The following is a 15,769-nucleotide window of genomic DNA, read 5'->3' on the forward strand; positions in this document are numbered from 1 at the left end:
ATGGCCCGCAACCTGCCGTAGCCGGCGGGCGGGCGGACACGCCGTCAGGAAGTCCGTAGCCGGGGAGAGCACCACCAGGGGCGCGGGGAACTGCGCGAGCGAGAAGCGCACGTCCGCAAGGTCGCAATCAAGTGCAGGTCATTGTCCTGCGTAGCGATCTTGCGGTCGGGCGACTTCCGCTTCGCGCAGTTCCCCGCGCCCCTGTTTTCGCGCCCGCCCGCTCGCCGGCCCGGGTGGGCCTTTCGGAGCCGCCGGAGTGAACGCGTCCAGCTTGTGGGTCATTGGGGGTAGTTGACGGATTTTCATATTAGATACTCGATTATATGGTCGCGGTGAGTAGCCACTTGCGTGCGCTACGTGTGCAGACTCGCCGTCAGGCCGATCGAGAGGACCCGCCATGAGACGCCGTCGACCCCCCTGCGAACGCGCACGCCGGCGCCATGGGCCGGCGGCGATCCGCAGCCGTCTCGGCCGGGCGTTAGTGCCGCTGGTTGTCGTGCTCGGCACGGTTTCGGCCTCCTTTGCCGGGCCCGCCACCGCGCACCCGCAGGCGGCCCGTCAGCTGCCGGTGACGCTGGCCAAGACCGGTACCGACCTCGCCACCGGCAGCACCACCCAGACCGCGCACGGGGACACCGTTCGCTGGGTGGTCTCCGCGACCAATCCGGACGGCGCCCCGGTCGATGCCACGATCACCGACGTGATCCAGGGCGGACCCGGCAGCACCCCGCAGAGCCAGACCTACGTGCCCGGCTCGCTCCAGGCACCGCCCGGCTTCACCAAGCAGTGGTCCACCGACGGCGGCGCGAGCTTCACCGGCACCGACCAGGGCGTCGCCACCAACGTCGTCCAGGCCCGCAACCCGGAGCTCGCGTCGCCCTCGACCGGCCTGGTGGTCCAGATCCCGCCGCCGTTCACCCCGGTCAGCACGGCGACCGGCGGCGACGGCTTCACGCCCATCCTGTACACCGCCACGATCAACGGCGTGTCCACTCCCGAGATCTGGAACATCTACCACCACGGCTTCGCCAACGACGCCAGCGTGGTCTGCACCGACCTGCTCACCAACGGGCCCTGTCCCGCCCCGGACGGATCGCCCGCCACCTGGCCCCAGGCACTGAACTCCTCGGTGCCCGGAGCGACCACCGGCGACCTCGGCAGCACCCGCACCCCGACCTACGTGCAGATCGGCTCCAAGCTGTACTACGCCGCGATCAGCCGGGTCGAGCTCGCCGTGATCGGCGTCGGCTGCATCGACCTCCAGGCCCAGGCCGGCTGCGGCTTCACCGAGCTCCAGAACGGCACCGGGCTGGTCGTGGGCGGCGTGGTCCAGGCGCCGAACCAGCACCTCTACGCGGTCTCCGGCACCGGCGAGATCCTCTGCTACGACGCCGCCGCCAACGCCCCCTGCGGCACCTTCGACATCGGCCTGCCGCCCAACGAGGGCCAGGTCGCGTTCAGCGGCGACTACGCCGGCATCATGCGGACCATCGAAGGAAAGATCTACGTCACCGACAACACCCTGGCCCCGGCGCCCACGGTGATGTCCTGCTTCGACCCGTCCACGAACACCGCGTGCACCGGCTGGGCCACGCCCAAGACCGTGGTCACCCCGACCACCGCCGACGAACCCGCCCGGGCCGACAACGTCTTCGAGATGCACGACCCGGCCGGCGCCGTCACCGGAGTCTGCACGATCGTCGGTGGCTTCTACCAGGAGGTCACCCCGCCGGTCGGCACCGTCGTCTGCTTCGACCTGGCCGGCAACCCCATCGCCGCACCCCCCGGCCTCACCACCCTGGTCAGCACCAACGTCGCACCCGGCGAGGCCAACTTCCAGGTGCCGCTGACCATCACCGCCCCCAACGGCCACCTGGAGACCGAGTTCCCGCTCTGGATCTACCGCGGCCTCACACCGACCCTCAACAGCACCTCGTACTGCTACGACTGGACGATCCAGGGCCCCTGCGCCCAGTACGGCACGGGCGGCATCGTCAACGGCCCGCCCAACGTCAACGGCGGCAACACCAGCCCGTACGGCTACGCCTACGACGGCCAGTGCAAGTACAGCCTCGGGGACACCGGGTACCTGTTCTCGCTCGACCCCGTCACCGGCGCCTCGCCCTGTCAGAAGACCAGGGCGCAGGCCTCCCTCAACCCCGCCGCGTTCTACTGCGACGGGGCCACCGGGCATGTCAGGTCCTACGGGGAGGTCAGCCTGCTCGGCGTCGATCCGACCACCGTGGACTTCACCCAGTCCTCGGTGACGGTGCTGGCGGCCGACGGCAGCACCGTCGGCACGTTCCCGTTCGACCCCGCGACCGAGACGGCGGACATCTCCTCCGTCCCGATCGCCGACTCGCCGATCCAGGTCGTCGCCAACATCACCCTGGTCGGGGGCGGCTCGTTCCCGCCCGGCAGCGACCCGCGGATGCAGGTCACCTTCGTCGGTGACGCCCCGCAGATCTGCTTCGAGACGACGGTGGCCGCCGACTGCTCCGTCACCGCCGTCTCCGACCAGGCCACCGCCGTCACCAACGGTCAGGCACCCGTCGCCTCCAACACCGTCACCCTCCAGGTGCTCGCCGGCCCCGAGTGCGCCCCGGCCCTGCACATCGTGAAGGAGGTCTGCGCCTCCGCCAACGCGGCCGACTGCGGATCGGGAGGCCCGGGCCCATGGGTCCCCACCACCACCCTCTCCCCGGGGTCGACCGCCCACTGGCGCATCACCGTCACCAACACCGGCCCGGTCGCCATCAACGGCATCACCCTCAACGACCCCGTCACCCCCATCTGCGCAGCGATCGCAGGCTCGTTCAGCCTGGCTCCCGGTGACGCCCACCAGGTCTTCTGCGACCTTCCCGGTGTCACGCAGACCACCACCAACGTCGTCACGGCCAGCTTCACCGGCCCGGACGGCAGCACGGTCACCACGCCGCCCGCCGAGGCCACCGTTGTCGTGGCCGGTGTCGGGGCGCTGACCATCCAGAAGACGCCGGATTCCCCCGGTCCGTTCCGGCTGGGCGACGCGGTGTCCTACACCTACACCGTCACCAACACCGGCACCGCGACCGTGCACAACGTGACCGTGATCGACGACCACGTGGCGTCGGTGACGTGCGACACCACGACGCTGGACCCGGGGCAGAGCACCCTGTGCCACGGCACCTACGTCGTGACGGCGGACGACGTGACGGCGGGTCAGGTGACCAACACCGCTCACGCGACCGGCCTGGACCCGGACGGCCAGCCGGTGGTGAGCCCGCCGACCAAGGTGATCGTCCCGGTGGTCGGCGAGGCGGTGCTGTCGCTCGAGAAGACGGCGGACAGCCCCGGTCCGTTCCGCCTCGGGGACACCATCAGCTACACGTACACCGTGACGAACTCGGGCACGGCGGCGGTCAGCAACGTCAAGGTGAGCGACGACCATGTCGCCGTGGTGACGTGTGCGGCGACGACGCTCAACCCGGGCGAGAGCACGACCTGCCACGGTTCGTACGTCGTCACGGAGGCCGACGTGACGGCCGGCCATGTGACGAACACCGCTCACGTGGAGGGCACGGATCCGCAGGGTCAGACGGTGACGAGTCCGCCGGTCCAGGTGACCGTTCCGGTGGTGGGCGAGGCGCTGCTGACCATCGAGAAGACGGCGGACAGCGCCGGTCCGTTCCACCTCGGTGAGACGGTCTCGTACACGTACACCGTCACCAACAAGGGCACGGCGACCGTGCACGACCTGGCGGTGGTCGACGACCATGTGGCGCCGGTGACGTGCGACACGACGGTGCTGGACCCGGGCAAGAGCACCCTCTGCCACGGTACCTACGTCATCACGGCGGCCGATGTGACGGCCGGGAAGGTGACCAACACGGCCCACGCGACGGGTACGGATCCGCAGGGCGAAGGCGTCACGAGTCCTCCGGTCGAGGCCACTGTCCCGGTGATCGGCATCGCCGAACTGGCCATTCAGAAGACGCCGGACAACCCCGGCCCGTTCCACGTCGGCGAGACGGTCTCGTACACCTACACGGTGACCAACACCGGTACCGCGGCCGTGCACGACCTGATCGTGAAAGACGACCACGTGGCGTCGGTGACGTGCGACACGACGACGCTGGACCCGGGGCAGACCACCCTGTGCCACGGCGTCTACGTCGTGACGCCGGAAGACGTGACGGTGGGTCATGTGACGAATACCGCCCACGCGACGGGTACGGATCCGGAAGGCCAGACGGTGGTGAGCCCGCCGGTCGAGGCGACCGTCCCGGTGGTCGGCGAGGCCATCCTGTCGCTGGAGAAGACCCCGGACAGCGCGGGTCCGTTCCGCGCGGGGGAGGCCGTGTCCTACACGTACACCGTCACCAACAAGGGCACCGCGGCCGTGCACGACCTGGCCGTGGTCGACGACCACGTGGCGCCGGTGACGTGCGACACGGCGGTGCTGAACCCCGGCGAGAGCACGCTGTGCCACGGCGTGTACGTCGTGACGGCGGCGGATGCGACGGCGGGTCACGTAACCAACATCGCTCACGCGGAGGGCACCGACCCGCAGGGTCAGGGCGTGAAGAGCCCGCCGGCCGAGGCGACCGTCCCGGTCGTCGGCGAGGCGGTGTTGTCGCTGGAGAAGGTGGCGGACAACCCCGGTCCGTTCCATCTTGGCGAGACGGTCTCGTACACGTACACGGTGACCAACACCGGCACGGCGGCGGTGAACAACCTCAAGGTGAGTGACGACCATGTCGCTGTGGTGACGTGTGCGGCGACGACGCTGAATCCGGGTGAGAGCACGATCTGCCACGGTTCGTACGTCGTGACGGAGGCCGACGTGTCGGTGGGCCATGTGACGAACACCGCTCATGTGGAGGGCACGGATCCGCAGGGTCAGACGGTGGTGAGTCCGCCGGCCGAGGTGACCGTTCCGGTGGTGGGTGAGGCGCTGCTGACCATCGAGAAGACGGCGGACGGTGCGGGCCCGTTCCGCCTCGGTGAGACGGTCTCGTACACGTACACCGTCACCAACAAGGGCACGGCGACCGTGCACGACCTGGCGGTGGTCGACGACCACGTGGCACCGGTGACGTGCGACACGACGGTGCTGGACCCGGGCAAGAGCACTCTCTGCCACGGTACCTACGTCATCACGGCGGCCGATGTGTCGGCGGGTCATGTGACGAACACTGCTCACGCGGAGGGTACGGATCCGCAGGGTCAGGGTGTGATGAGTCCGCCGGCCGAAGCCACTGTTCCGGTGGTGGGCGAGGCGCTGCTGACCATTGAGAAGACGGCGGACAGTGCGGGCCCGTTCCACCTCGGTGAGACGGTCTCGTACACCTACACGGTGACCAACACCGGCACCGCTGCGGTGAACAACCTGACTGTTTCGGACAACCACGTTGCCGTGGTGACGTGTGCGGTGACGACGCTGAACCCGGGTGAGAGCACGACCTGCCACGGTTCGTACGTCGTCACGGCGGCAGATGTGACGGCTGGCCACGTGACGAACACCGCTCACGCGGAGGGCACGGACCCGCAGGGTCAGACGGTGACGAGCCCGCCGGCCGAGGCGACCGTCCCGGTCGTCGGCGAGGCGCTGCTCGCGCTGGAGAAGGCGGCCGACAGCGCGGGCCCGTTCCACGTGGGCGACACCGTTCCCTACACCTACACGGTGACGAACACGGGCACGGCCACGGTGAACAACCTGACGGTGACGGACGACCACATCACGTCCGTGACCTGCGACACCACCACGCTGAACCCCGGGCAGAGCACGTTCTGCCACGGCACGTACGTCATCACGGCCGCCGATGTGACAGCCGGGAAGGTGACCAACACGGCCCACGCGAACGGTACGGACCCGCAGGGGCAGTCGGTGGAGAGTCCCCCCGGCCAGGCCACCATCGAGATCGCGGGCGACGCCAAGCTGACCATCGAGAAGGTGCCGGACAGCCCCGGCCCGTTCCGCCTCGGTGAGACGGTCTCGTACACGTACACGGTGACCAACGCCGGCACGGCTGCGGTGACCAACCTGGTGGTGGTCGACGACCACGTTGCCTCGGTGACGTGTGACACGACCACCTTGAACCCCGGCCAGAGCACGCTGTGCCACGGTAGCTACGTCGTGACGGCGGCCGATGTGACGGCCGGTCACGTGACCAACACCGCTCACGCGGAGGGCACCGACCCGCAGGGCCAGCTGATCCAGAGCCCGCCGGCCGAGGCCACCGTCCCGGTGGTCGGGGTCGCGGAGCTGACCATTCAGAAGACGGCGGACAGCGCCGGCCCGTTCCATGTGGGCGACACCGTGAGTTACACGTACACGGTGACGAACACGGGGACGGCGGAGGTCAGCAACCTCACGGTGAGCGACGACCATGTCGCCTCGGTGACGTGTGCTGCGACGACGCTGAACCCGGGTGCGAGCACGACCTGCCATGGTTCGTACGTCGTGACGGCGGCGGATGTGACGGCGGGTCATGTGACGAACACCGCTCACGCGGAGGGTACGGATCCGCAGGGTCAGACGGTGGTGAGCCCGCCGGTCGAGGCGACCGTTCCGGTGGTGGGCGAGGCGCTGCTGTCGCTGGAGAAGACGGCGGACAGCGCGGGTCCGTTCCATGTGGGTGACACCGTGAGTTACACGTACACGGTGACCAACACCGGTACGGCTGTTGTGACCAACCTGGTGGTGGTCGATGACCACGTTGCTTCGGTGACGTGTGCTGCGACGACGTTGAACCCGGGGGCGAGCACGCTGTGCCATGGTTCGTACGTCGTCACGGCGGCCGATGTGACGGCCGGTCATGTCACCAATAGCGCCCATGCGGAGGGCACGGATCCGCAGGGCCAGGGCGTGACGAGTCCTCCCGGCGAGGCCACCGTCCCCGTCGCGGGCATCGCGGAGCTGACCATTCAGAAGACGGCGGACAGCGCCGGTCCGTTCCATGTGGGCGACACCGTGAGTTACACGTACACGGTGACCAACACCGGCACGGCCGTGGTGAACGCCCTTAGTGTTGCGGACGATCACGTTGTCTCGGTGACGTGTGCTGCGACGACGCTGAATCCGGGTGCGAGCACGACCTGCCATGGTTCGTACGTCGTGACGGCGGCGGATGTGACGGCTGGGCACGTGACGAACACCGCTCATGCGGAGGGCACTGACCCGCAGGGCCAGACGGTGACAAGCCCGCCGGCCGAAGCGACCGTTCCGGTGGTGGGCGAGGCGCTGCTGACCATTGAGAAGGTGGCGGACGGCACCGGTCCGTTCCATGTGGGTGACACCGTGAGTTACACGTACACGGTGACCAACACCGGTACGGCTGTTGTATCCAACCTGGTGGTGGCCGACGACCACGTTGCCTCGGTGACGTGCGACTCGACCACGTTGAACCCCGGCGCGAGCACGCTGTGCCACGGCACGTATGTGGTGACGGCTGCCGATGTGACCGCCGGCCATGTGACGAACACCGCTCACGCGGAGGGCACCGACCCGCAGGGTCAGGGTGTGACAAGTCCTCCTGGTGAGGCGACTGTTCCCGTCGCTGGCATTGCGGAGCTGAGTATTCAGAAGACGGCGGACAGCGCCGGCCCGTTCCATGTGGGTGACACCGTGAGCTACACGTACACGGTGACCAACACCGGCACGGCCGTGGTGAACGCCCTCAGTGTCGCGGACGATCACGTTGTCTCGGTGACGTGCGACTCGACCACGTTGAACCCCGGTGCGAGCACGCTGTGCCACGGTTCGTACGTCGTGACGGCTGCGGATGTGACGGCCGGGCACGTGACGAACACCGCTCACGCGGAGGGCACGGACCCGCAGGGTCAGACGGTGGTGAGCCCGCCAGCCGAGGCGACCGTCCCGGTCGTCGGCGAGGCGTTGCTGTCGCTGGAGAAGGCGGCGGACAGTGCCGGTCCGTTCCATGTGGGTGACACCGTGAGTTACACGTACACGGTGACCAACACCGGTACGGCTGTTGTATCCAACCTGGTGGTGGTCGATGACCACGTTGCCTCGGTGACGTGTGCCGCGACTTCGCTGAACCCGGGTGCGAGCACGCTGTGCCACGGCACGTATGTGGTGACGGCTGCCGATGTGACCGCCGGCCATGTGACGAACACCGCTCACGCGGAGGGCACCGACCCGCAGGGTCAGGGTGTGACGAGCCCGCCTGGTGAGGCGACTGTCTCCGTCGCGGGCATCGCGGAGCTGAGCATTCAGAAGACGGCGGACAGCGCCGGCCCGTTCCATGTGGGTGACACCGTGAACTACACGTACACGGTGACCAACACCGGTACGGCAGCGGTGAACGCCCTCAGTGTCGCGGACGACCACGTTGTGTCCGTGACGTGCGCTGCGACTTCGCTGAACCCGGGTGCGAGCACGACCTGTCACGGTTCGTACGTCGTCACGGCCGCCGATGTGACGGCTGGTCACGTGACCAACACCGCTCACGCGGAGGGCACGGACCCGCAGGGTCAGACGGTGACGAGTCCGCCGGCCGAGGCGACCGTTCCGGTGGCCGGTGAGGCTCTGCTGACCATCGAGAAGGTGGCGGACAGCGCTGGTCCGTTCCACGTGGGTGACACCGTCACCTACACCTACACCGTTACGAACACGGGGACGGCGACGGTCAGCAACCTCACGGTGAGCGATGACCATGTCGCCTCGGTGACGTGCGACTCGACGACGTTGAATCCGGGCCGGAGCACGCTGTGCCACGGCAGTTACGTGATCACGGCGGCGGATGTGCAGGCGGGTCAGGTGACCAACACCGCTCACGCGGAGGGCACGGACCCGCAGGGCCAGACGGTGACGAGTCCTCCTGGTGAGGCCACCGTTCCTGTCTCGGGCGTCGCGGCGCTGAGCCTCCAGAAGGCGGCGGACAGCGCTGGTCCGTTCCACGTGGGTGACACCGTCACCTACACCTACACCGTCACGAACACCGGTACCGCCGCGGTTGCCAATGTGGCGGTGACGGACGACCGGGTCGCGTCGGTGACGTGCGACGCGGCGACGTTGAATCCGGGTGCGAGCACGCTGTGCCACGGCAGTTACGTCGTCACGGCGGCGGACGTGCAGGCGGGTCACGTGACCAACACCGCTCACGCGAGCGGCACCGATCCGCAGGGCGGGTCGGTGGTGAGTCCGCCGGTCGAGGCGGACGTTCCGGTGGTGGGCGAGGCCCAGTTGTCGCTGGTGAAGAGGGCGGACAGTGCCGGCCCGTTCCGTGCGGGTGACACCGTCACCTACACCTACACCGTTACGAACACCGGTACCGCCGCGGTCGCCAATGTGGCGGTGACGGACGACCGGGTCGCGTCGGTGACGTGCGACGCGGCGACGTTGAACCCGGGTCGGAGCACGCTCTGCCACGGCAGTTACGTGGTCACCGCAGCCGATGTGGCTGCCGGTCACGTGACCAACACCGCTCAGGCCGGCGGCACCGACCCCGAGGGTCGGCCGGTGGTGAGTCCTTCCGGCGAGGTGACGGTGGAGACGGTGCCGAGTGCGTCGTCGCTGTCGGTCGTGAAGCAGGCCGATGTGCAGGGCTCTGCGCGTGCGGGTGACACGGTGACGTACATCTACACCGTGACGAACACCGGCTCGACGGTGCTGACGGACGTGTCCGTCAGCGACGACCGGGTCGCGCAGGTGTCGTGCGAGGCGACGACGCTGGAGCCGGGTGCGAGCACGACGTGTCGTGGCAGTTACGTGGTGACGGAGGAGGACGCGAGGGCCGGTCACGTGACGAACAGGGCGGTGGCTTCGGCTCGTGACCCGCAGGGGGAGCTGGTGGAGAGCCTGCCGGTCGAGCTGTGCGTCACGGTGTCGCAGTGCCCGGAGAAGGAGGAGTGCGTGAAGGTGCCTCGTCCGGGTGGTCCGTCCGAGCCGCCGCACGGCAAGGGCGGGTCGGGGCATCTGCCGGACACCGGTTCGCCGGCGGTTCTCGCGGTGGCGGGTCTGGCCGGTGGCGGGCTGCTGACACTGGGCGGTGTGCTGCTGTACCGGGCGCGGCGCAGGGGGGAGGCGGACCGGTTCGTGGGGTAGTGCCCGCAGGCTCGCCGTTCGTTCGGTGAGGCGGACCGCCCCCGGGGTCTACGGGCCCCGGGGGCGGTCCTTGTCGTGGTGCGGGCGGAGTTGACCCGGGGTCGGGGCGTGGCGCCGGTCACACCGGGAGTGGTCGGGTGGGGTGAACTGCCGTGGCGGGGAGGGCAGTTGGCCGAAAGTCGCTGGTCGGCGGGGTGTGGGTGTCGAGGCCGGTATCGACCCCGGATGACGGGGGATCTAAGGTATGCCTTAGCTTACTGAGCGGCGCCGGGGATCAGCCCCCGGTGGCCGTGGAGTCCGCCTACCCTCGTCCCTGGAGTGAGCATGCCCGCCCGCCGTACGACTGCCGCGACCTTCCTCGTTCTCGCTGTGGCGGGTGCCGCGTTGGTGGGGTGTTCGAAGAAGGACGACGGGAAGGTGTCGGCGGACGGCAGCGGGCCGGTGCAGGTGACGGCCACCGACAGCAAGTGCGAGCTGTCGAAGACCTCGTTCCCGGCCGGGCACGTCGAGCTGGCGGTGGCGAACAAGGGCAACAAGACGACCGAGGTGTACGTGTACGCCGAGGGCGACAAGATCGTCACCGAGCGGGAGAACATCGGCCCGGGCACCAAGGTGAGCATCAACGCCGAGATCAAGGCCGGCACCTACGAGGTGGCGTGCAAGCCGGGCATGACCGGTGACGGCATCCGGCAGAAGATCACGGTGACGGCGGCCGCGGGTGCGCCGGCGAAGACGGACGACCGGCTGACGCAGGCGGTCACGGACTACCGCAAGTACGCGCAGGAGCAGGCGGACGCGACCATCCCCGTGGTGGAGCAGTTCGCGGCGGCGATCACCGCGGGCGACGTGGAGAAGGCGAAGTCGCTGTTCGCAGCGTCCCGGCTGGGCTGGGAGCGGACCGAGCCGGTGGCGGAGAGCTTCGGTGACATCGACCCGAAGACCGACGCCCGCGAGGACGCGCTGGAGGACGGTCAGAAGTGGACCGGCTGGCACCGCCTGGAGAAGGCGCTGTGGGCGGACGGCAAGATCGGCGACGAGGAGAAGACCCTCGCCGCCCAGCTGGTCACCGACCTGAAGGACTGGCAGAAGCGCGTCCCCGAGGCGGAGATCACCCCGACCGGGATGGCCAACGGCGCCAAGGAGCTGCTGGACGAGGTCTCCAAGAACAAGATCACCGGTGAGGAGGACCGCTACAGCCACACCGACCTGTCGGACTTCGCCGCCAACGTGGAGGGCGCCCGCCAGGCCTACGAGCTGCTGAAGCCGGTCGCCTCCGAGAACGACCCGACCCTGTCGAAGGCCCTGGACGCCGAGTTCGAGAAGATCACCGGCCTGCTGGGCAAGTACCGCCAGGCCGACGGCAGCTACACCTCGTACGACAAGGTGACCGAGGACGAGCGCAAGACCTTCTCCGACGCGGTGAACGCGCTGAGCGAGCCGCTGTCGAAGCTGGCCGCGGCCGTCGTGGTGAAGTAAGGGCAGCGTAAGCTAAGCCACTGTCAGCAGGTCCGGTCCGCGCGGATCCGTGCAGGTCCGCGCAAGGTCACGTCCGAGAGGGAACGCAACATGGACGCCGAGAACGAGCAGCAGACGGCTCCCGCCGAGGCGCAGCAGCGAGTCGGGCTCAGCCGACGGGCCGTCATCGGGTGGGCCGGCGCCGGTGTGGCGATCGGCGCGGCCGGCGTGGGCACGGTGGCCGCGGCGACCATGGACAGCGACAGCCCGGCGGCCGCGCCGCAGAACCAGGACGTGCCGTTCTGGGGCGAGCACCAGTCGGGCATCTCGACGCCCGTTCAGGACCGGCTGCACTTCGCGGCGTTCGACGTGATCACCGACGACCGGGACAAGCTGGTCGCGATGCTCAAGGAGTGGACCAAGGCGGCCGCCTCGATCACCGGCGGCCGCGAGGTCGGCGGCGGGGCGGTCGGCGTGGTCCCGCAGTCGCCGCCGGACGACACCGGCGAGGCGCTCGGCCTGCCGGCGTCGCGGCTGACGCTGACCATCGGGTTCGGTCCGACGCTGTTCGAGAAGGACGGCCAGGACCGGTTCGGCCTGAAGGCGAAGCGGCCCGAGGCGCTGGTGGACCTGCCGAAGTTCAAGGGCGACCGGCTGGAGGCGAACCGCAGCGGCGGCGACATCTGCGTGCAGGCGTGCGCGGACGACCCGCAGGTCGCGGTGCACGCGATCCGCAACCTGGCCCGGATAGGCATGGGCGTGGTGAACGTCCGCTGGTCGCAGCTGGGCTTCGGCAAGACCTCCTCGACCACGCCCGACAGCCAGACCCCGCGCAACCTGATGGGCTTCAAGGACGGCACTCACAACGTCGCCGGGACGGACGCGGACGCGCTCGGCAAGCACGTGTGGGTGGCGCCCGGCGACGGCCAGGACTGGATGACCGGCGGCTCGTACCTGGTGGCCCGGCGGATCCGGATGACCATCGAGACCTGGGACCGCGCCTCGCTGCAGGACCAGGAGGACACCTTCGGTCGCACCAAGATCGAAGGCGCTCCCTACGGCAAGCAGAAGGAACGCGACGCGCCCGACCTGTCCGCGATGCCCGTCACCTCGCACGTGCGCCTCGCCCACCCGGACAGCAACGACGGGCTGATGATCCTGCGTCGCGGCTACTCGTTCACCGACGGCACCGACGGCCTCGGCCGCCTGGACGCCGGCCTGTTCTTCCTGGCGTACCAGCGCGACACCCGCAAGGCGTTCGTGCCGCTGCAGACCAAGCTCGCGGCCAACGACAAGCTGAACGAGTACATCACGCACGTCGGATCCGCCCACTTCGCCTGCCCGCCCGGGGTCCGCAAGTCCGGCGAGTGGTGGGGCCAGACCCTGTTCGGCTGACCCCCGCCCCCATCACCCTCACGCCCCCACCGAGGAGAACCGCCGTGTTCGCCAACTACCTGATCGGCCTTCGAGAAGGCCTCGAAGCCAGCCTGGTGGTCTGCATCCTGATCGCCTACCTGGTCAAGACCGGCCGCAAGGACCGGCTCGGCCCGGTGTGGATCGGCGTCGGCAGTGCCGTCGCGGTGTCCATGGCCTTCGGCGCCGTGCTGCAATTCGGCTCCAACCAGCTGTCCTTCGAGGCGCAGGAGGCACTCGGCGGCAGCCTGTCGATCCTCGCGGTCGGCCTGGTCACCTGGATGGTGTTCTGGATGAAGCGCACCGCCAGGCACCTGAAGAGCGAACTGCACGGCAAGCTGGACGCCGCGCTGGCGATGGGCACCGTCGCGCTGATCGTCACCTCCTTCCTGGCCGTCGGCCGGGAGGGCCTGGAGACCGCGCTGTTCATCTGGACGGCCGTGCAGGCCACCGGCGACGGCTGGAACCCGCTGGTCGGCGCGATCCTCGGCCTGGTCACCTCGGCCGTGCTGGGCTGGCTGTTCTACCGCGGCGCGCTCAAGATCAACCTGGCGAAGTTCTTCACCTGGACCGGCGGCATGCTGGTCATGGTCGCCGCCGGCGTGCTCGCCTACGGTGTGCACGACCTCCAGGAGGCCGGCTGGATCCCCGGCCTGCACGAGCTGGCGTTCGACATCTCGTCCACCATTCCGGTCGACAGCTGGTACGGCACCCTGCTGAAGGGCGTGTTCAACTTCCAGCCGAACCCGACGGTGGTCCAGGTCGTGATCTGGCTGATGTACCTGGCGCCGACGCTGTACTTCTTCTTCCGCAAGCCGAAGGCCACCGGCTCCGCGCCGAAGCCCGCCGCCTCGGTGGAGGCGAAGACCGCCTGACGGTCCGCGTCACGAACGAACCGCCCGGGAGCCGCAGTTGCTGCGGCCCCGGGCGGTTCGGCATTTCGGGGGCCCCTATGGGTTTGCCATCATCCCGAAGAGGGCGTACATGACGGCAGCGAATACCGCGCCCGTGACGTATTGCCACCTTGCCGACATGAGACTGTCGGCGTCCTTGCATATTTTCGTGAATACGTTCGACACTTTTACCACCAGGTTTTCGCGCCTTGGAAGAATCCGTAGATCCCTCCGATTGCCACACCGGTCACACTCCCTCCGACCGCCGCCTGCGACGGCTCCGGCAGGGCAGCCAACTGGCCGCCGTCAGTACCGGATTGCGGTACTTCGCGGCTACTCCATGGGGCGGAGGGGGCCGGGAGGACCGGCCACCGCAACCCGCCTCCAGTCGGGGAAGGCCGCACCGTCCGACGCGGACATCAGGGCCTGGTGCCGGGCCTGCGGGGCCGGAGAGCGGGCCAGGGTCAGCCCTCGTGGCGTCCCCGGCGGGCGGCGAGCTCCGCGGTCAGGTCGGTGGCGACCCGCTGGGCGTAGCCACGGCCCTTGACGCGGGAGACGTTGGTGGGCTGGACAGCAGTGCAGTGGACGGTGCTGCCGTCGGTCAGTTCGATGACCAGGCTGATTCTGTTGTCGAAGCCTTGGATCCTGTCCCAGGAGATCACCTTGGTGGAGGCGAGGTTGCGTACCGTGATCTCGATGGCGGTCACGTTCACGGCGGTGCGGGCCATCAGGATGCCGAAGACGAGGACGGCCAGGCCTATGCCGATCCGCCATGCGACCTGTCCGCCGTCGGGGGCGTCGCCCGCAGACAGGAGCGTGATGACGGCCAGGAGGATGAGCCCCGGTCCGATGAAGTGGTGCGAAGGGTTCTTGTACTTCTTGGTGGCCATTGGTGAGTGTTCCTTGAGGTGGTGCCGACCTGCCACGTCAGTCCCGCCCGAGTCACCTGCCACCTGGCCACCGGGGTGAATACCCCGACGAAGAGCTCAATGACGAGCAGTGCGGGGGAAAGCCCTGCGGCCCAGAAGAGGAAAGCCGAGAGGATCGGAGTGATGACGGCTGCCATGTTCGCGTCCCGGTACGAGGGTGCCAGCGCTCGGCGCACTTCCCGGTGGTTCGGGTGGGCACCGTCCTGCATGCCAATTCACCGATCGCTGTTGATTTTCACGTGCGGGGCCGGCTCGCCTTCCCGGTGTTCACGACTGGTCGAGGACGCCGAGGACGGTCAGGAGCGCGATCTCCACCACGGCGGCGGAGACGAACGCGATCTGGTAGACCCGCGGGCGGAACCTCGTGGTGATGCCCGGCTTGATCCAGCTCGCGTGCTCGCTGTCGAAGATGCGGGCGGGATGGCCGCCGGTCACGGCGGCCCAGGTGGCGAGCGCCAGGGAGAAGATCAGGAGGGTTTCCTCGGTGCTCTTCCCGATGATCTCGGAGCGGAAGAATCCGGCCGCCCAGAATGCGGCCAGCGCCACGGCGACGACGGCCCACTGCTTGACTTTGATGTCGCGGAACAGCAGTACGCAGAATGCCGCCGCTATCGCGCCAGAGACAATTTCCATGGTCAATCCGGTTCCTCTACGGCCTTCCTGATCGATGGTTGTTCACTCTACGACGGCCGGGAGGCCCGACTGCTGCCGGGCCTCCCGGAACGGTCAGAAGGGTGAGAGTTGGCTGTAGGCGAAGTTGGTGCCCCAGGAGGCCGCCATGCCGAAGCGGCCCCAGCGCCGCATGGAATGGTTGATGTGCTGTCCGGCCCGGGGGCCGAACTTGGCCACCACGGGGCTCCGGCCCGCCTCCGCCAGGTTCTGGGAGTGGCCGAAGAGGCCCGCGCCGAGCTTGCTGCTCCGGCCGAATCCGCCGGTGGCGACGCCGACCGCGGTGGAGACCACGGCACTGCGGGCCTTGGATTCCTGGAGTCGGCAGGGCAGTTGGGGGTGGCCGGAGAGCGCCCCGG

General features: G+C 68.8%; 7 protein-coding genes. 4 read left to right on the forward strand and 3 right to left on the reverse strand.

Features of this window, described 5'->3' with window-relative positions:
- The first annotated feature begins 496 nt into the window (after positions 1 to 496).
- The 4 genes from AMK19_RS35640 to efeU all read left to right on the forward strand — a co-directional run bounded on the left by AMK19_RS35640 (position 497) and on the right by efeU (position 13,794).
- Positions 497 to 10,051 carry a DUF7507 domain-containing protein gene (locus AMK19_RS35640; protein ID WP_073818600.1) on the forward strand — a complete coding sequence of 3,185 codons (9,555 nt, stop codon included), beginning with the start codon at positions 497 to 499 and terminating at the stop codon, positions 10,049 to 10,051.
- Positions 10,052 to 10,375: 324 nt separating this feature from the next.
- Positions 10,376 to 11,527, forward strand: coding sequence for an iron uptake system protein EfeO (gene efeO, locus AMK19_RS31710; protein WP_073818602.1), 1,152 nt, complete (start codon positions 10,376 to 10,378; stop codon positions 11,525 to 11,527).
- Positions 11,528 to 11,617: 90 nt separating this feature from the next.
- Positions 11,618 to 12,901: an iron uptake transporter deferrochelatase/peroxidase subunit gene (gene efeB / locus AMK19_RS31715; protein ID WP_073818604.1), complete on the forward strand. Its 1,284-nt coding sequence runs from the start codon at positions 11,618 to 11,620 to the stop codon at positions 12,899 to 12,901.
- A gap of 44 nt (positions 12,902 to 12,945) precedes the next feature.
- A complete protein-coding gene (gene efeU, locus AMK19_RS31720) occupies positions 12,946 to 13,794 on the forward strand; it encodes an iron uptake transporter permease EfeU (protein WP_073818605.1) in 849 nt (282 codons plus the stop codon).
- Between the two features lie 482 nt (positions 13,795 to 14,276).
- On the opposite strand, the gene AMK19_RS31730 is transcribed toward efeU, so the two are convergent.
- From AMK19_RS31730 to AMK19_RS31740, 3 genes are all read right to left on the reverse strand, one after another.
- Positions 14,277 to 14,702, reverse strand: a complete 426-nt coding sequence (locus AMK19_RS31730; protein WP_073818607.1) for a PH domain-containing protein — start codon at positions 14,700 to 14,702, stop codon at positions 14,277 to 14,279.
- 306 nt (positions 14,703 to 15,008) lie between these two features.
- Entirely contained in the window at positions 15,009 to 15,374 is a 366-nt protein-coding gene (locus tag AMK19_RS31735) for a hypothetical protein (protein ID WP_073818608.1), read from the reverse strand.
- 93 nt (positions 15,375 to 15,467) lie between these two features.
- Complete coding sequence (locus AMK19_RS31740) at positions 15,468 to 15,704, reverse strand: hypothetical protein (protein ID WP_073818612.1); 237 nt, start codon at positions 15,702 to 15,704, stop codon at positions 15,468 to 15,470.
- Positions 15,705 to 15,769: the final 65 nt, after the last annotated feature.

The sequence above is a fragment of the Kitasatospora sp. CB01950 genome (genome assembly GCF_001905465.1).
In the GTDB taxonomy this organism is placed as follows: Bacteria; Actinomycetota; Actinomycetes; order Streptomycetales; family Streptomycetaceae; genus Kitasatospora.